At 36.4% G+C, this 19,193-nt stretch carries 14 protein-coding genes; 7 read left to right on the forward strand and 7 right to left on the reverse strand.

The features are described 5' to 3' along the window. Nucleotides 1–143 precede the first annotated feature (143 nt). The 3 genes from ACRDEC_RS12090 to ACRDEC_RS12100 form a co-directional block, all read right to left on the reverse strand. A complete protein-coding gene (locus tag ACRDEC_RS12090) occupies nucleotides 144–1,070 on the reverse strand; it encodes a magnesium transporter CorA family protein (RefSeq protein WP_431498610.1) in 927 nt (308 codons plus the stop codon). A gap of 160 nt (nucleotides 1,071–1,230) precedes the next feature. Next, nucleotides 1,231–1,749, reverse strand: a complete 519-nt coding sequence (locus ACRDEC_RS12095) for a 3-hydroxyanthranilate 3,4-dioxygenase (protein WP_431498611.1) — start codon at nucleotides 1,747–1,749, stop codon at nucleotides 1,231–1,233. Nucleotides 1,750–1,821: 72 nt separating this feature from the next. Then, the gene (locus tag ACRDEC_RS12100) at nucleotides 1,822–2,919 is read right to left on the reverse strand and encodes an endonuclease/exonuclease/phosphatase family protein (RefSeq protein ID WP_431498612.1); all 1,098 of its coding nucleotides are present in this window, start codon (nucleotides 2,917–2,919) and stop codon (nucleotides 1,822–1,824) included. Between the two features lie 353 nt (nucleotides 2,920–3,272). Between ACRDEC_RS12100 and ACRDEC_RS12105 the strand changes: the two genes are divergently transcribed. The 3 genes from ACRDEC_RS12105 to ACRDEC_RS12115 are packed head-to-tail and all read left to right on the forward strand — an operon-like array spanning nucleotide 3,273 to nucleotide 8,061. After that, the gene (locus ACRDEC_RS12105) at nucleotides 3,273–6,083 is read left to right on the forward strand and encodes a carboxypeptidase-like regulatory domain-containing protein (protein WP_431498613.1); all 2,811 of its coding nucleotides are present in this window, start codon (nucleotides 3,273–3,275) and stop codon (nucleotides 6,081–6,083) included. Between the two features lie 12 nt (nucleotides 6,084–6,095). Then, nucleotides 6,096–6,704 (forward strand): choice-of-anchor J domain-containing protein, encoded by a 609-nt coding sequence (locus tag ACRDEC_RS12110; protein WP_431498614.1) that lies wholly within the window; start codon nucleotides 6,096–6,098, stop codon nucleotides 6,702–6,704. A 25-nt stretch (nucleotides 6,705–6,729) separates the two neighbouring features. After that, nucleotides 6,730–8,061: a DUF5689 domain-containing protein gene (locus ACRDEC_RS12115; RefSeq protein ID WP_431498615.1), complete on the forward strand. Its 1,332-nt coding sequence runs from the start codon at nucleotides 6,730–6,732 to the stop codon at nucleotides 8,059–8,061. A 190-nt stretch (nucleotides 8,062–8,251) separates the two neighbouring features. Here the strand turns inward: ACRDEC_RS12115 and ACRDEC_RS12120 are convergent, their stop codons facing one another. After that, complete coding sequence (locus ACRDEC_RS12120; protein ID WP_431498616.1) at nucleotides 8,252–9,196, reverse strand: L-threonine 3-dehydrogenase; 945 nt, start codon at nucleotides 9,194–9,196, stop codon at nucleotides 8,252–8,254. Between the two features lie 135 nt (nucleotides 9,197–9,331). Here ACRDEC_RS12120 and ACRDEC_RS12125 point away from each other — a divergent pair, with 135 nt between their 5' ends. Together ACRDEC_RS12125 and mfd are read left to right on the forward strand one after the other, a co-directional pair. Next, nucleotides 9,332–9,952: a hypothetical protein gene (locus ACRDEC_RS12125; RefSeq protein ID WP_431498617.1), complete on the forward strand. Its 621-nt coding sequence runs from the start codon at nucleotides 9,332–9,334 to the stop codon at nucleotides 9,950–9,952. A 52-nt stretch (nucleotides 9,953–10,004) separates the two neighbouring features. Next, a complete protein-coding gene (mfd, locus tag ACRDEC_RS12130) occupies nucleotides 10,005–13,313 on the forward strand; it encodes a transcription-repair coupling factor (RefSeq protein ID WP_431498655.1) in 3,309 nt (1,102 codons plus the stop codon). Between the two features lie 13 nt (nucleotides 13,314–13,326). Here mfd and ACRDEC_RS12135 read toward each other — a convergent pair whose 3' ends face one another. From ACRDEC_RS12135 to ACRDEC_RS12145, 3 genes are all read right to left on the reverse strand, one after another. Further along, on the reverse strand, nucleotides 13,327–13,986 hold the full coding sequence (locus ACRDEC_RS12135) for an aspartate kinase (RefSeq protein WP_431498618.1): 660 nt from the start codon (nucleotides 13,984–13,986) through the stop codon (nucleotides 13,327–13,329). A 72-nt stretch (nucleotides 13,987–14,058) separates the two neighbouring features. After that, nucleotides 14,059–14,418 (reverse strand): YraN family protein, encoded by a 360-nt coding sequence (locus tag ACRDEC_RS12140; RefSeq protein ID WP_431498619.1) that lies wholly within the window; start codon nucleotides 14,416–14,418, stop codon nucleotides 14,059–14,061. Nucleotides 14,419–14,421: 3 nt separating this feature from the next. Then, nucleotides 14,422–15,324 carry a S66 peptidase family protein gene (locus ACRDEC_RS12145; RefSeq protein WP_431498656.1) on the reverse strand — a complete coding sequence of 301 codons (903 nt, stop codon included), beginning with the start codon at nucleotides 15,322–15,324 and terminating at the stop codon, nucleotides 14,422–14,424. Nucleotides 15,325–15,606: 282 nt separating this feature from the next. Here ACRDEC_RS12145 and metG point away from each other — a divergent pair, with 282 nt between their 5' ends. Together metG and ACRDEC_RS12155 are read left to right on the forward strand one after the other, a co-directional pair. Beyond that, nucleotides 15,607–17,667 (forward strand): methionine--tRNA ligase, encoded by a 2,061-nt coding sequence (gene metG / locus ACRDEC_RS12150; RefSeq protein WP_431498620.1) that lies wholly within the window; start codon nucleotides 15,607–15,609, stop codon nucleotides 17,665–17,667. 18 nt (nucleotides 17,668–17,685) lie between these two features. Beyond that, on the forward strand, nucleotides 17,686–19,122 hold the full coding sequence (locus tag ACRDEC_RS12155; protein ID WP_431498621.1) for a hypothetical protein: 1,437 nt from the start codon (nucleotides 17,686–17,688) through the stop codon (nucleotides 19,120–19,122). Nucleotides 19,123–19,193: the final 71 nt, after the last annotated feature.

The following is a 19,193-nucleotide window of genomic DNA, read 5'->3' on the forward strand; positions in this document are numbered from 1 at the left end:
TTTTTGTTTAATCATGGGCTCGTTTATCTGTAAAGTTGTTCCTAGCCCTGATGGAAGCGGCATCCTTTTTTGTTTAAAACAAAACCTAAATTACTAACAGAGTTTCACAACAAAAAAGATACAGCGTACAGCAGGAACAGCTCCTAAAATAAATTATTCTTCTTAAACATAAACACTCCAAAAATAGAAATTCCCGAAGAAATCAGCAGAATAATCCAAAAACCATATGGATTTCCCTGTAAGTTATTTGGCACATTCATACCATATAAACTGGCTACTAATGTTGGTATCATCAAAATGATGGAAATGGAAGTCAGCTTTTTCATGATGATATTCAGGTTGTTTGAAATCACGGAAGCGTAGGCATCCATCATGCCGGTTAAGATATTACTGTAAACATTAGTTGTCTCTTCAGCCTGCCGCAACTCGATTTCAACATCTTCCAGCAAATCAGGGTTGAAAGTCTCTTTGTGGTTTTTTAAATTTCTTATTCTATGAAATAAGATATCATTTCCTTTTAAGGAGGTAATAAAAAATACCAGGCATTTTTCTATTTGAAGTAACGCCTGCAGCTCTTCGTTTTTAATTGATTTTTCTAAATTTTGCTCTGCCTGTTTGATTCGTTGATTGATGTGCTTCAGGTATTTTTGAAACCAGACACTCGAGGACAACAGTAATTTTAACACCAAATCAAAATGATGGCTTACCGTAATTTTTTTACGTTGTGTGTATAAGACAAAATCCGAAAGCATATCTGTTTCCTGAAAACACAATGAAACAAACACGTCATCCTTAAAAATTAATCCCAAGGGCGCCGTATTAAAAGGCAACTTTACGTCGTTACTTTTGAACGGGATCCTGATAATAATCAAACACCAGCCGTTTTCGGTTTCGATACGCGGGCGCTCGTCAAAATCTTCAATATCGTTGTAAAAAGCTTCCGGAACCTGTAATTCTTCTAAAAGGAATTGGGTTTCCTTTTCGGTTGGACAAACTACATTAATCCAGCAATTGTTCTTCTTGTTTTCGGTTTGGAATAATCCGTCATTGTTTTTGTAAAAAGTAATCATAATGCAAAGCGCTGTTTTGGGATAGCGTTTGCAATAAGCAACGGCTATTCCTGTTTATCTTTCGTTCTCCTTGAATAATCGTCCATGAGGATTCTTAAATTTTTTTTTGCGAAAGTATAACTTTTAAATACAAAAACTCCCAATTATTTCTTAACTCTGCTTAAAGTGGTTTCATGACTGTTTTACATTCGGAACACGTTCTTAGGTCTTCGGAGGAATAAAAATGGTTGAAATGTTTTTGAAAATCGTTTTCAATATCATTCAAACCGAAATAAACTTCGTGCAGTTTATGATTGCAGTTGTCACAAAACCAAAGCAATCCGTCTTTAGCTCCAATATCGTTACGTTTTCTTTCGATAACCAAGCCTATGGAGTTGGCAGAACGAACGGGTGAATGTGGTACTTTAGCCGGATGCAGGTATATATCCCCAGCCGAAAGATGCATGGCTCTTTTTTTTCCTTCCTCCTGAATATAGACTGTGATATCTCCTTCAAGCTGGTAAAACAGTTCTTCTGTTTCGTTGTAATGGTAATCTTTCCTGTTGTTGGGCCCTGCGACAATCATAACGATATAATCTCCGGAATCAACATATAAGTTTTTATTACCAACCGGCGGTTTTAAAAGATGTCGGTTATCTTCAATCCATTTCGTAAGGTTAAAAGGTTTTGCGATTGCCATATTCTTAATTTTTAAAACGTAAAGTTATGAAATAAAAAAAGGCTGGGAAAATCCAGCCTTTTGTACTTCTTTTTATTTTACTTCCTTAATTAAATAAATATAAGTAGGGAAGTGATCACTAAATCCGACTTCAGTCATAGAATGTCTTAGCGGATATCCTTTATATTGACCTGTTGTGGTAATTAAGAAAGGCTTATTATAGATTCCTGCTTTCCAATACCTCCAAGAAGAATAATCTTCTTTTATCAATGGTTCGGTAACCATGATAATATCAAAAATATCCCAGGCATCTCGGTATCCAATTGTTCCCATACCTTTATTTGCCATGCTTTCAAAAGGATTGTAAACGCCTTGCGGTTCAACCTCTGTTTTTTTACCTTTTGCACCAATTTCAACTTTTACACTTTTGTTAAAGCTTCCATCATTCAAATCACCTAATATAATCACTTTAGCATCCGGCTTGATTTTCTGCAACGAATCTGTAATTTTTCTGGTTAGTGCAGCTGCCGCTTCTCTAAAAGGAGCACTTTTCTTTTCACCTCCCGAACGTGAAGGCCAGTGACAAACAATCACATTGATTTCTTCTCCGTCTAGCTTTCCTGTAACCAATAATTGATCACGGGTATAAATTCTTCTGTCGTTTGTGGTTGTTACAGCGATATCATCGGTCTTCTCTTCCGCTTCCTTCTTGCTCGATTTATCTTCTTCTTTATAAATATAAAGTGGTACGTTTATGTAACTTGTTGGCTGAAAATGCTTCTTTTGGTACAACAATCCAACATCAATCCCACGTTTATCCGGTGAATCAAAATGAATGATTCCATAATCTTTGTCTATTAACTTAGGTTCTTTGACCAAATCTTCCAGAACTGCACGATTTTCAATTTCAGAAGCACCAATAAGTACCGGTGGATTCGGATTTTCTCCTGTGCCAATTTCAGCCAGCACCCTGCTTAAGTTAGCCAGTTTCTTCTTGTACTTTTCTCCAGTCCATCTCTGAAGACCGTTAGGCAACCATTCTTCATCATTATTAGGTCCGTTGATTGTGTCAAAAAGGTTCTCTAAATTATAAAAAGCAACTGTTTGAACGACAAATTTTTTAGATTGGGCTTTTACGCTTACTGTTAAAGACAATAGAAATAAAATGGTGAAAAAATTTCTAATTTTCATAAATACTATAATTAGTTAAAATCAAGAGTCAAAATAACTTTTGGGGCTACAAATGTAAAATAATATTACACACAGCCTAATTTTAATCCGTTAAGAAATATTCAATTAAACAAAAAATCCAATTATCAGCCTGATTATTCTTACATATTTTCTGTCTTAAAGCAAATTTACACGCCTCATAATCAATGTAAACCGCTAAAAAACAGTTGAATTTACAAGGCCAACGTAAATTTATCAACAAGTTTAACATAAGTTTTATACTAAATAGCTGAAATGTCATTTAATCTTGTAAATTTGTCGCCCCATTTAAATTTAACTTAAAAACTAAAAAGGGATTAACTTTAATTTAATTTATGAAAAAACTTGTTATTACTACATTACTTGTATTACAGGCTTTTTTAGCTTTTGCTCAGCAACAAACAGGAATCACTGCTAAAGTTGTAGATGCGAAGACTCAAAAACCATTACAAAATGTCGTTGCTTCAATCCAAAACACAAATTTTACACAACTTACCGACATTAAAGGGGTGTTTAAATTTACAGAAGTTACAAAAGGCAGTCAATTATTACAAATTAAAAGCGTTGGCTACAGAGATCAATTACTTCCAATTCAAATTCTGACTGGTCAAATGATTGATTTGGGTGTTATTGCTCTTGAAGAAGATCAGACAGCTGAACAACAATTGAGCTTAATTACTATTACCGAAAATGATTTAGGTGATGATAACAGTGGTTCTGAAAGCACTTCAGGCTTATTGCAGGCTTCACGTGATGCTTTTCAACAATCAGCTGCTTTCAATTGGGGTCAAGCCCGTTTTAGAATTCGTGGTTTAGACAATGAGTATGGAACTACCATGATAAACGGTGTAATCATGAACAAGATTTATGACGGAAGACCACAATGGGGTAACTGGGGTGGTTTAAATGATGCTACTCGTAATCAAGAATTTACAATGGGACTTACTCCGTCAGACTACAGTTTTGGTGGTATTTTAGGAACCCAGGAAATAAACACCAGAGCTTCTATTTACAGACCTGGTTCACGTATCTCTTTTGCAGGAACCAACACCAACTATAACTGGAGAATGATGGGAACTCACGCTTCAGGCATGAACAAAGACGGATGGGCTTTTGTTATTTCTGCAGGAAGACGTTGGGCTGAAGAAGCTTACTTTGAAGGCACTACTTATTCTGCTAATTCCTTTTTCGCAAGTGTTGAAAAGAGAATTAATGACAAACATTCCTTAAACTTTACATCGATTTTTGCTCAAAACAGCAGAGGTAAAAATTCACCAAATACGGATGAAGTTACCAAAATTGCTGGAGAGAAATACAACTCTTACTGGGGTTGGAACAATGGTGAAAAAAGAAACTCACGTGTTAAAAATCTGGAAGAACCAATCTTAATGTTAAGCCATTATTGGAAAATAACCGATAGAACAAACTTAAACACGAATGTAACCTACCAGTTTGGTAAAATAGGAAACAGTCGTATTGATTACCAATCACAGCCTAATCCAGACCCAACTTACTACAGAAACCTACCAAGTTATTTCACTTCTTTATATGATGCGGATACAAACGAATACGTAGGAGACAGTCCTGAGAATCTTGCAGGCGCAGCTAACGCAAAATTCCTTACAAACAGACAGTTAAACTGGTCTGAAATGGCTGACCTTAACAATGGAGGACGCAGCTACTATGCTTTATACGAAGACAGAACTGATGACAAATTATTCACAGCTAACTCTGTTTTAAACTCTCAATTAGCTGATAACATCAGTTTAAATGCAGGTGGAACTTTCAGAAAATTAAAATCTGAGAATTTTCAGGAAATGTTAGACCTTTTAGGAGGTGCTTACTTTACAGATGTTGACAATTATGGTTTAACAGATACACAACAGCAATCTGATTTGAACAATCCAAACAGAAATGTTACTGTTGGTGACAGATATGGTTACAACTACAATATGTTTGCTACAACTATAGATGCTTTTACTCAGTTTAAGTTTACTTACAGCAAAGCAGATTTCTACGTAGCTCAAAATTACACACGCTCTGAATACCAAAGAGAAGGTTTGTATAAAAACGGATACTACCCTGTGAACTCTTTTGGAAAAGGCGAAAAAATAGCTTTTGACAATTTTGGTTTTAAAGGAGGTTTAACCTATAAAATTACAGGTAAGCATTTATTATCTTTTAACGGTTCTTACCAAACTAAAGCACCAAGCATGAGAAACACTTTCCCTAATGCAAGAATAAACAACAATATTGTTGAGGGAATTGAAAGTGAAACTATTTCAAGTGCAGATGCAAGTTACATTATCAGAACGCCAAAATTGAAAACAAGGCTTACAGCTTACTATTCTAAAATTAAAAACGCTACTGAAACTTCGTTCTTCTTTGCTGATGGTGTTAGTTTAGATGATGGTGATCCAAACACGGACAACAACAACCAAAGCGGATTCTTAGCAGAAACAGTAACCGGTCTTGATAAAAAGAACATTGGTCTTGAGTTTGGTTTCGAATACCAAATAACTTCAACAATTAAAGCGACATTAGCGGCTGCTTACGGTGAATTCACTTACGACAGTAACCCTAGTATCTCTTACAATCAGGATGCAATGGCAACTGAAGGAAACACAATGCCTTCTATCGATTACGGAAAAGCCTACCTGAAAAATTACAAACAATCCGGTACACCTCAACAAGCAGGATCATTCGGATTGGAGTACAGAGATCCGCACTTTTGGTGGATTGGTGCTAATGCCAATTATTTAGCTAACAATTATATTGATGTTGCTCCTATTACTAGAACAGCTAATTTCTTTGTAGATCCGGCTTTCGGAAACGGTGTACCGTTTGCAGAAGCTACTCCGGAAAGAGCCAGAGAATTATTGAAACAAGAAAAATTTGACGCAGTTACTTTGTTAAACCTTACCGGTGGAAAATCGTGGAAGATTAACAGTTATACTTTTGGTTTGTTTGCCAGCGTTAACAACATCTTGGATAAATCATACAAAACGGGTGGTTTTGAACAAGCAAGAGATGCGAACTTCAGACAGTTAAACCAAGATGTAAGCAGCGGTACTCCTGCTTTTGCACCAAAATATTTTTATGGTAACGGACGAACATATTTTGTAAATTTATACGTTAATTTCTAATTCAGATAAGAGATGAAAATTAATAAAACAATAGTAACATTACTTATTGCATCATTTGCGATAGTAAGTTGTACCAAGGATAGTGATTATGAAGTAGCGAAATCTAATACTTATCTGTTTCAAGAGGATTTTACAGGTTCTACAGACAACACCAACCTAAATACTCCAGGTTGGACCAATTTTGCCCAAACAGGAAGCAAAATCTGGTCAGAGCAGGAATACAGTGGTAATGGTTATGCTGAATTCAGTTCGTTTGGTTCAGGCCAGGCGGTAAATGTAGGCTGGCTGATTTCTCCAGCTTTGAACATGGATACGCAGGATGCAGAAAAATTGGTATTCCAATCAGCTCAAAATTTCTTGAGAACATCAATAGATAATCCTTTAGAATTATTGGTTTCCTCAGACTACGACGGTACAAACTTTGCAGCTGCAAGCTGGGAGAAGGTTCCTATTATCACTCCAACACCAGATACAGAAAGATTTCTTTTTGTAAACTCAGGAGTTGTTGATTTATCAGCTTACAAAGGAACTTTGCATTTTGCATTCCGTGTAACTGGTTCAGGAACGAATTCTAACTTGACAGGAACATATCAAATAGATAACATTAAAGTTTTCTACTAATAATTCATTCATTAAAATTACTATTATGAATTCAAGAAAAATAAAATCAATAGTCCTAGTATTAGCCACATTAGGTTTATTTACAGGTTGCGTTGAAGAAAACTTTGACGAACCGACAACAGCTATAAAGACGTATAACCTGACAGCAAATAAAACGGTTCAGAATATTTATACTGCTTCATCGTCAACAGTTACTCAATATACAGCCGATGATATCATTGAAGCGTATGTAACTTCAAGTGATGAAACGGGTAATTTCTATAATGTTATTTCTTTCCAGACTATCCCTACAGATGCTTCTGCTCCGGTTGCATTTAGTGTTTCTATTGATTTAAAATCATACGGAAAAGGATTTACTCCAGGAAGAAAAGCGTATATCAAGCTAAAAGGTTTGTATACAGTTATTGCTGACGGTTCTTTAAAAATAGGAGATATTTATCAAGGAGGTTTGGGCCGTATTCCTAATTACAAATGGGAAAATCATTTATTCCCTTCAGAAACTATTGTTCCTGAAGACAGTTTTGTAAGAACAATGACTTTAGCTCAAGCTGCTACCAATGCTAACATTAACACTTTGATTGAACTTGACAATGTGCAATTTGCAGATCAGTCATTAGCAAGAAGTTATTTTGATGTAGACAACGGAGGTGGTGCAACCAACCACAACATTGTAGATGCAACACTAGGTAATACACAACGTTATTTCAGAGTAAGTAGCTTTGCTACCTTTGCCGTAAAGCAAGTAGCAAGAGGCCGTGGAAAAATAAGAGGTGTTATGAGTAAATTTGGTTCTGACTTCCAGTTTTTGGCTAGATATATAGACGATATAAAACTAGATACACCAAGAGCTTACAACTTTTCAGGAGCTTACACAGAGAATTTTGAAAGTTTTGCAGTAAATCAGAAATCATTCCCTAACTATGTTAACTTCGATCTTAAAGGAACTAAAAACTGGATCATTAAATCAGGGAAATTCCTTGAAATGAGCTCTTTTGGAGGAACTGTGGAAGATAACGAGTCTTATTTCTTTATGCCTGTTAATATGGGTACTGCTTCTACTTTTACTTTCCAGATCAAAGCACAGTTCTACAACGGAGCTTGTCTTAAAGTATACAGAACAGAGAATTATGTACCTGGAATGAACATAAAAGATGTACAGCTATATGATATTACAACTAGCTTTACCATTCCTACAGCAACAACAAGTTCTTTTGCGTCAGCAGGTGTATACAATATCCCGGCTAACGTAACAGGAAACGGCTATTTTGTTTTCCAATATGTGGGAACAAGCAAAGTATACAGCGAAGGACCTGTAGTTACAACAACAATGCAAATTGACAACGTAGTGGTTAATTAACAACTGCTTCTCTATTATAAAAGCCCCGCAACTCGCGGGGCTTTTCTTTTGTGTTATAAGACACAACTTCAGACGCAGAATCTACAGCAACAAGTATAATTACTTCTAACAAACAACTTCAATAAAAAAGCCACAACCGGAAGTTGCAGCTTTTTTATTTATTACCTAAAGCCTGAAAGCTTTGGAATTTTTATTTTTTTGCCAAATTCTCTAACATTACTGACGTCATTCTTTCCATATCAAAATCATTCTTCCAGCCCCAATCCTGTCTCGCAACAGAATCGTCAATACTTGCCGGCCAGCTGTCTGCTATTTTCTGACGGAAATCAGGAGCATAATCAATGGTAAATTCAGGAATGTGTTTTTGAATAGATGCAGCAATTTCTTTAGGAGTAAAACTGATTGCAGATAAATTATACGAGCAACGCACTTTAATTTGTTCAGCCGGAGCCTGCATAATACTTATTGTAGCTTTAATTGCATCGTCCATGTACATCATAGGCAAAGCCGTATTTTCGGAAAGGAAGCAAGTAAATTTTTTGTCTTCCAGCGCTTTATAATAGATGTCTACCGCATAATCTGTAGTCCCGCCACCAGGAGGTGAAGTCCAGGAAATAAGTCCCGGATAACGGATACTTCTCACATCTACACCATATTGTTTATTGTAATATTCGCACCATCTTTCGCCGGATTGCTTACTGATTCCGTATACAGTTGAAGGTTCCATAACAGTATATTGCGGCGTATTGTCTCTTGGGGTTGTTGGTCCGAAAACGGCAATACTCGACGGCCAGAAGATCTTTTTAATTTTCCCAGCCTTGGCTAAATTTAACACATGGAAAAGTGAATTCATATTCAAATCCCAGGCAAAAGCCGGGTTCTTTTCTGCAGTAGCTGACAATAAAGCGGCCATCAGGTAAACATCGGTAATGTGGTACTTTTCGATTAAATTTTCAATCTGATTGTAATCTAAAGCGTTTACTACTTCAAAAATTCCGTCATTGACAACATCATTATCCAACTTTCTGATATCAGAAGCAATAACATTATCTGTGCCGTAAACGGATCTTAATTTTTGCGTTAATTCGGTGCCTATTTGTCCGCAGGCTCCTATAATCAATATTTTTGTGCTCATCTTATGAAATGTTGTTGCACAAAGATACTCTTTTCGGAAATTAAATAACGGACAAAATCTTAAGATCTTTAACACTTATGATTATCTAAAAAAACAAAATAGTACTTTTGCTCCTATTCTCAATCGGATTGAATCATGAAGTACACTATCACATTTTGTTTGTTGCTGACCATTTTGCTATCAGCCTGTAAAGAAGACAGTAAAATGCACGAAATAGAAATCAAAAAAGCCCTGCAGGAAAAAGAACTGGCTTTTAACACTATTAATAAAACCTGGAATTTTACTTCAAGAAGTATGAGTCCAGAAGCACAAAGAATTGCCAACAACTGGAACGAATGGCGCTTGTTTGTGTCTGAGCTGAATCAGAAACCTAAAGGAACTATCAGTGCTTTTCAGACAAAAACAAAAAGTCTGGTTCAAAAGGCTCAGGAACTGAATAACAACATTCCGGCACAGGTAGACAAACCGCAAATAAAAAGCAGACTGATGGCTTTGATAACCAAAGTAAAAGCCCTGCATACTTTTATCAATTTAGATCGGATTCCGGAGAAAAAAGTAGTTGGCCTGATTACCGATTTAAATGTTGAAGTCAATGCATTGCAAGGGCAGATAGAAGAAATTGTAAACCGAAGCCATATCCAGAAAGAAGAAGGTGAACAGGAAATGCTGAATTCCATCAATGGGATGGAAGCTCCGTCAGATGCTGTAAAACCTTCAGCACCTAAAGAAGAAGAAGAAGAAGGAATGCTTAAATAATTTTCCATTGAGTACTGAAATCATTCGCAACAAATACCGCCAGCAAGCTAAAATAGCTACAATTAACAATGCCATTCAGGGCGACAACAAAATTCATATAAAAGGATTGCTGGGTTCGTCACTTTCGTTTGTAATTGAAGCACTTTTTCAAAAAAGCGAGCACTCTTTTTTATTGTTATGCAATGAAAAGGAAGAAGCGGCCTATATTCTGAATGATTTAGAACATTTAATTGGAGACAAAGATGTCCTTTTTTATCCCAGTTCGTACCGAAGACCTTACCAAATAGAAGAAACAGAAAACGCGAATGTTTTGCTGCGTTCTGAAGTTCTGAACAGGATCAATTCCCGAAAAAAACCGGCCATTATCGTTTCCTATCCGGAAGCCATTTTTGAAAAAGTGGTGACCAAAAAAGAATTGGAGAAAAACACACTGAAAATTTCGGTTGGCGAGCAGGTTTCCATTGATTTTATTAACGAAGTATTGTTTGAGTACGAATTCAAACGTGTCGATTTTATTACCGAGCCCGGAGAATTTTCGGTGCGTGGAGGTATTCTGGATGTCTTTTCATTTTCAAACGACAATCCGTACCGTATTGAGTTTTTCGGGAACGAAGTAGACAGCATCAGGACATTTGATGTTGCTACACAGCTTTCCGTTGAAAAGAAACAGAAAATCACCATCATTCCTAATTTCGAAAACAAAATATTACAGGAAAACAGAGAAAGCTTCTTAGAATATATTCATCCGAGAACAACTCTTTTTATTCAAAACACGGATTTATTATTGTCGAGTTTAGACAAATTATTTGGCAAGGCTGAAGAGACTTTCGACAAACTGTCTAAAGACATCAAACATGCTACTCCTGGGCAATTATTTCTGAATCAGAAAGAATTCATTAAACAGGCCTTGGATTTTTCAATTGTTGAATTGTCTACAAAACCAACATTCAGAATATCCGAAACTTTTGAATTTCATATCCAGCCTCAGCCATCATTCAATAAACAATTCGATTTGTTGCTGAATAACCTGAAACAAAATCTGGATCTTCATTATAAAAACTATTTATTCTGTTCGAATGAACAGCAGGCCAAACGTTTTCATGACATTTTTGAAAGCTTGGATGAACAAAATCACGAAAACCTTACCAAGCAATACGAAACGATTGTTTTGCCGTTATTTCAAGGTTTTATAGATGATGAAAACCAGATTGCCTGTTATACTGACCATCAGATTTTTGAGCGTTACCATAAATTCAGCATCAAAAACGGCTATTCCAAAAAACAGACCATAACCTTAAAAGAACTGACTTCATTGGTTGTTGGCGATTATGTAACACACATTGATCATGGAATAGGGAAGTTTGGCGGATTGCAGAAAATCCAGGTCGAAGGCAAAACGCAGGAAGCCATAAAACTCGTTTATGCTGATAATGACATTGTGTATGTCAGCATTCATTCCCTACACAAAATTTCGAAATACAATGGCAAAGACGGTGCACCACCCAAGATTTACAAACTGGGTTCCGGTGCCTGGAAAGCCTTAAAACAAAAAACAAAAGCAAGAGTCAAGCACATTGCTTTTAACCTGATTCAATTGTATGCAAAGCGCCGTTTGGACAAAGGTTTTGCTTTTGCACCCGATAGTTACCTGCAACTCGAATTGGAAAGTTCCTTTATTTACGAAGATACTCCTGACCAGTTAAAATCTACCCAGGAAGTTAAAGCCGATATGGAAAGTGACCGTCCTATGGATCGTTTGGTTTGTGGTGATGTTGGTTTTGGTAAAACAGAAGTTGCCATTCGTGCTGCTTTTAAAGCCGTTGACAACGGAAAACAAGTCGCCATTTTGGTTCCAACAACAATTTTGGCTTACCAGCATTACAGAACATTCACCGAAAGACTAAAAGAAATGCCGGTCAATGTAAGTTATGTAAACCGATTCCGCTCAGCAAAGCAAAAAGCAGAAACATTAAAAGATTTAGAATCTGGAAAACTCGATATTATAATCGGTACTCACCAACTGGTGAATAAAAATGTTGTTTTTAAAGACTTAGGACTGCTGATTGTGGATGAAGAACAAAAATTTGGTGTCAATGTAAAAGACAAACTCAAAACCATCACACAAAATGTCGATACTTTGACGCTGACGGCCACTCCTATTCCAAGAACGTTACAGTTTTCGCTGATGGCGGCAAGGGATTTATCGGTTATTACAACACCTCCACCCAATCGTTACCCAATTGAAACACATGTCGTAGGCTTTAATGAAGAAGTCATTCGGGATGCAGTTTCATTTGAAATAGAGCGTGGCGGACAGATTTTCTTTATCAACAATAGAATTGAAAACATCAAGGAAATTGCGGGTATGATTCAGCGATTGGTTCCAAGTGCCAAAATAGGTGTCGGTCACGGCCAAATGGAAGGCAAAAAACTGGAAGAATTAATGCTTTCGTTTATGGAAGGTGAGTTTGATGTTCTGGTTGCTACAACTATCATCGAAAGCGGATTGGACGTCCCTAATGCCAACACCATTTTTATTAATAATGCCAATAATTTCGGACTCTCTGACTTGCATCAAATGCGTGGTCGTGTAGGCCGAAGCAATAAGAAAGCTTTTTGTTATTTTATTACGCCGCCTTATTCGGCTATGACAGAAGATGCCAGAAAACGAATTCAGGCATTGGAACAATTCAGCGAACTGGGAAGTGGTTTTAACATTGCCATGAAAGACCTTGAAATTCGTGGTGCAGGAGATTTATTAGGTGGAGAACAGAGTGGTTTTATTAATGAAATAGGTTTTGAAACCTATCAGAAAATCATGAACGAAGCCATAGAAGAACTGAAAGAAAATGAATTTAAGGATTTGTATGCCGAAGAAGATACTGCCGTAGAAAAAGAATATGTAAAAGACCTTCAAATTGATTCCGATTTTGAGCTGCTCTTCCCGGACGATTACATCAACAGTGTAACCGAAAGACTTGCTTTGTACAACGCTCTGGCGCTAATTAAGGACGAAGAAGGTTTGCAGGAATACGAAAACCAGCTGACAGACCGTTTTGGTGCTTTGCCGAAACAAGCCATCGCTTTACTTAACAGTTTACGTATTAAATGGATTGCCAGCAAATTGGGCATTGAAAAATTAGTATTGAAACAAGGCAAAATGGTGTGCTACTTTATTTCGGATCAGCAGAGCAATTATTACCAGTCCAACAGATTCCATCAGGTACTGCAATTTGTGCAAAAGCAACCTCAACTGTGTAAAATGAAGGAAAAAGAAACTAAAAACGGACTGCGTTTACTGCTTACTTTCGAAAATGTAAAATCGGTTAAGAGAGCCTTGGAATTGATGGAAATGATTTAGAAAAACTTTTATTTTACAAGTGTTTCAAATCTTTAATCACTTTGAAAGCCACATCCACCACATCATCACTCACTAAAATGGTAAATTCATTTGAGGTTGAAATTACTTCATTAATAATGATTCCTTCCCAAGCCAAACGCTGAAAAATGAAATAGTAAATTCCGGGAATGACTACGTTTTCTTTTGGAAGTTTAACGGTAATTGAAGCCAGGTTCTGCAGCTTTTGAATTAATTTCTCATTCGAAAAATGCTTGTCTACAAGGTGATTAACACTTTCGCTTACTACTATATTGGTTTCGTTTACACCACGCGATGATGTATAAAATATATCCGAATGCATATTGATTTCCGAAATCAGATCAGCCTGTTTGTTTAAAATAGTATCTGAAATCAGGAAGGTATAATCTGTCAAAGAAGAGCGAACGGTAATTTCACCGATATTCTTCAGCACTTTAGTGATTTTATGATTAACCTTAAAATCCAAATCTTCTGAAAGTCTTTTCAAGGCCATAATTATTGCCCCTTGTTTGACGTCTTTACCCAAGTCATGTTCTAATTCTTCGGTCATGATTCTTGCCAAAGAAGTTAAATTGATAATGCCTTGTGAAAGCGCATTAAGTAAAAACGGTTTGGTTTTGATGTAGTTTTCTACTACGGAAGATATTGTTTTCATTTTTTCACTTAAATTCTGTTGCAAAGATAAATTTAAAACAATTTGTTACAAATAAAACAACGTTGTTTTTTGTTAAAAATGATAAAAAGCATCTTCTAAATGCTCAATAATGAAATCTTTACCGTTTTTATGGATGGCAACTATATCAAAACGGACGTCAAAATCCAAGTCATTTGACAATACATATTCGTCAATTGCTTTAACCAGAAGTTTGATTTTTTTTGGGTTTACAAAATCCTGAGGACTGCCGAAATCGACAGAAGAACGTGTTTTTACCTCAACAACGGCAAGTGTATTGTTTTTTTGGGCAATAATATCGATCTCTGCTTTTTGGAAAACAAAATTCGTTTCCAGAATAACGTAACCGGCTTTCAACAGAAAACTGACAGCCATCTCCTCACCTAGTTTCCCGAGTTCGTTGTGGTCAGCCATTGCTTAAAATCGGAAAGAAACTTTACTACAGCTATCATTGACATCAATAGTAACCTGAGAACCGAAAATCAGCGCCCTGTTGTCCTGAATATGACCCGCCGGGAAGTTATAAATAATAGGAATATTGTATTTTTTTGTTACATCTTCCACAATTTGAAGCGCATCTTTTCCCCAAGGAATATCATTGTCTTTCATTTTTGTCATAGAACCCAGAATAATTCCTTTAATGCTTTCCAAACATCCGTTCCTCATCAGGTTCATCATCATTCTGTCAATATGATACAAGTATTCGTCTAAATCTTCCAAAAATAAAATCTTATCATGACAATCAATAGCTGAAGGAGAACCAAACAAACTGTATAAAATAGATAAGTTTCCGCCAACTAATTCTCCGGAGGCCTTGCCAAATTTATTCATAACATGAGGATCCAGTTCGTATTCCAGCCTTTCATTTCCTAACAGCGCAATCTTTAATGATTCTTTTGCCTGAACTGATGCTTTACCAACACTGATCGGCATTATTCCATGAATGGATTTGTACCCCATTGTATTTAAATGGCTGTGCAAAACCGTAACATCACTAAACCCTACAATCCATTTTGGGCTTTGCTTGAATTTCGTAAAATCGAGTAAATCAATCATTCTTACCGTACCATAACCGCCACGAACGCACCAGATGGCTTTGATATTCGGGTTGTCCATTTGATCTTGGAAATCTTTGGCCCGTTGTTCGTCAGTTCCTGCAAGCTGATTTAAATCCAGACCAATTGTACTTCCGATTTTGACTTCCAAACTCCAGGATTTCAGCAATTCAATAGCCGGTTTTAAATTATCATCGATGTTTTTTCTGGCAGTAGATACAATAGCAACAGTATCCCCTTTTTTAAGACTTGGAGGTGTAATCATGTTTTTTTGAGCTTGGATGTTCGAAAATGCAACTAGTAAAAATAAAATACTAAACGTTTTTTTCATTTGGAATCTGAATTCGATAACAACAAATGTATTAAGTTATTTTTTTATTGGAACTCAGATAACATAGATTTTACAGATTTATGAAGATTTTTTAGCCCCGGTAGCAGTGAAAATCCTTTTTCTGGGCTTTTTTGCCGAAAAAGATTGCAACGGATAACGGGAATAGCTCTAAATAAAAATTCTATTCCTTATTTTTGCATTCAATTAAATTGAATTATGTTACAAGATCCAAAAAGATATACGATTACTGCCGCCTTACCGTACACCAATGGCCCAATTCATATAGGGCATTTGGCCGGCGTTTATGTTCCTTCTGATATTTATGCCCGTTTCCTGCGTATGCAAGGGAAAGACGTGGCGTTTATGTGTGGAAGTGATGAGCACGGGGTAGCCATTTCGATGAAAGCAAAGAAAGAAGGGATTACGCCTCAACAAGTCATTGATAAATACGATGGAATAATAAGACAATCTTTCTTGGACTTTGGAATTTCTTTTGACAATTATTCAAGAACTTCGTCAAAAATCCATCATGATACTGCCTCTGATTTTTTCAGAAAGTTATATGACAATGGCGATTTTATCGAAGAAATAACCGAGCAATTGTATGATGCTAAAGCGGAGCAATTCCTTGCTGATCGCTTTGTTACCGGGACATGTCCAAAATGTGATAATCCGGAAGCGTACGGCGACCAATGCGAGAATTGCGGTTCGACTTTGAATGCTACCGATTTAATTAATCCGAAATCGACCATCACGGGAGAAACTCCGATTTTAAAATCGACAAAACACTGGTTTTTACCTTTAGACAGATACCAGGAATTCTTAAAAGACTGGATATTAGTTGGCCATGCCAAAGACTGGAAAACCAATGTGCTGGGTCAAGTAAAATCATGGCTGGAAGACGGTTTGAAGCCCCGTGCCGTAACCCGAGATTTAGACTGGGGAATTGATGTTCCTGTTGCAGGAGCAGAAGGCAAAAAGCTTTACGTTTGGTTTGATGCGCCTATTGGGTATATTTCAGCTACCAAAGAGTGGGCTGCCCGTGAAGGGAAAGATTGGGAACCTTATTGGAAAAACGAAGATACAAAGCTGGTTCATTTTATTGGGAAAGACAATATCGTTTTTCACTGTATCATTTTCCCTGCAATGCTCAAAGCCGAAGGAAGTTATATTATGCCGGACAACGTTCCTGCGAATGAATTCCTGAATTTGGAAGGAAACAAACTGTCCACTTCAAAAAACTGGGCCGTTTGGCTGCATGAATACTTACTTGATTTCCCAGATAAGCAGGATGTTTTGCGTTATGCTCTGACGGCAAATGCTCCGGAAACAAAAGACAATGACTTTACCTGGAAGGATTTTCAGGCGAGAAACAATAACGAATTGGTAGCAGTTTTCGGGAATTTCATCAATCGTGTAGTCGTTTTGACCAATAAATATTATGAAGGCACTGTTCCGAAACCGAACGAATTATCGGAAGTTGACGAACAGGTTTTAGCCGAATTAAAAGCTTATCCAGCCGTTATTGCAAGTTCTGTGGAAAGATACCGTTTCCGCGAAGCTTTAGGCGAATTGATGAACGTAGCCCGATTAGGGAATAAATATTTAGCGGATGAAGAACCTTGGAAAATCGTAAAGGAAAACCCGGCGCGAGTAGAAACACAAATGTACGTTGCCTTGCAAATTGCAGCGGCTTTAAGTGTTTTGGCCGAACCTTTTTTACCTTTTACAACGGCTAAATTGAAACGTATTCTGAAATCAGAAAACAATTTGGCATGGAATGATATTTCAAACTCATCCGATTTACTTCCAGCCGACCATCAGATTGGGGAAGCAGAATTATTATTCGCTAAAATAGAAGATGAAGAAATTCAGAAACAAATAGAAAAACTGGAAGCTACAAAAGTGGCTAATAAAGCAGAAAACAAAGTGATTGAACCACAAAAAGAGACTTCAACTTTTGAAGATTTCGCCAAAATAGATTTACGAGTAGGAACCATTATCGAAGCAGAAAAAATGCCAAAGGCCAACAAGCTTTTAGTATTGAAAGTAGATACCGGAATTGATGTCCGTACGATAGTATCCGGAATCGCCGAGCATTTTACTCCAGAAGAATTAATTGGCAAACGTGTAACGGTTTTAGCTAATCTGGCTCCAAGGGCTTTACGCGGTGTTGAAAGTGAAGGCATGCTTTTGTTAACCAATGATGCAGCAGGCAAACTGGTTTTCGTTAGTCCGGATACAGATGGTGTAGAAAATGGTGCTACTATTGGTTAATCTATTTTAAAAAATAACATGTTCAAAAAAATTCTGGTTCTCCTTGCGGGGTTCACTGCTGCCGTTTCTTTTTCTCAGGAAACGGTAAATACTATTCCATTATCATTAAAAGGCAATCGTGATGTTTTTCAAATTGTGGAGACATCAAAAAACGAAGTTACTTTATTTCTAAGCGATAAGAAAAAAGTCAATGCTATGCGATTGAATGAACAATTGCAGATTATGGATTCCCTGAGCTCAAGTCATCCGGGCAAAGTTTACAGCGATATGATTGGTTACATCAACAATGGAAATCAATACAAACTATTTTGGTCGTCAGGAAATTCAAAAGAAATAGCTTCCCAAACCTATGATTTTGAAAAAAGAACAGTGGTTATTAATACCTTTTCTTCTAAATTAAAGGATGAAAAAGTGATTCAGAAATTTTCAGATAATGGTGTTTTTTATATGGCAACGGTGCTTAAAGATTCAAATATTTTAAAATTGTATATCTTCGATAAAGCGGATCATTTGACTGAGAAAACGATTAATTTAGAAGGTTATAAATTTTATCTTTCGAATTTTAAAAAATCAACACTTTATGGCGTGCTGCAAGAGGATCTCATGCCTTTTGAAAACGCCTTTTCATTACAGCAAATAACAACTGAAAGTCCAACTTCGTTAACTTATAGCTCTAAAAAGAGAAAATGTTATATTCAAAATGGCACTTTTATCATTTCATTTGATACAAATCCGAGTTACACACAACTGATTAACATTACGTTATCTAATTTATCCGCTGTAGAAAAAATATACAAAACTCCTTTTTTACAAACGACAGAATTCACTCCGGCTCGTTCCAATTCTTTTTTAATGGATGACAAGTTATTTCAGATAAAACTGACTTCGGAAAAGATGATTTTGTCCATAAAAGATTCTCAGGATAACATTCTAAAAGAATTGCCTACTCTTGTTACTGAAGAAATCAATTATAAGAACTCTCCAATTACTCAGGAAAACGGCAGCAGCTCAAATCAAAGGATTTTAGAGAAAACAAATCAGTTTTTAAGAAAAGTGAGCAACTCGAATTGTGGGATTTCGGGTTATAAAATAAATGGAAATTACTTTTTAAAAATCGGAAGTGTTTCTGAGGTTCAAGACAATAACGGTGCAATGTACGGCGCAATGTTTGGAATGGCCGGCGTTTTAATTGCCAGCGCCATATCAAACCCTACTTTTGATAACTTTAACTCTTATTCCAGCAGAAAAGTAGTTTATATCAACACTTTATTTGATAACAATGGTAATCATATAAGCGGAGATATTAATCCGGTTGCCTTCGATAAAATCCAAAATCATATTGAGAAAAACAAAAATCTCGTTTCTCCAACCCTCTTTAAAATGAACAATACCTATTATCTGGGCAACTACGACACCTACACTAAACAATATATATTAAGAAAATTTGTGGATTAGCTCACTTAAAGAAACCGTGTTTTATAGTAAAACTGCATAAAATAAGTTTTTCGAAATTCATCAATAAACGA

It is taken from the genome of Flavobacterium sp., from assembly GCF_050696275.1.
Taxonomy (GTDB): domain Bacteria; phylum Bacteroidota; class Bacteroidia; order Flavobacteriales; family Flavobacteriaceae; genus Flavobacterium.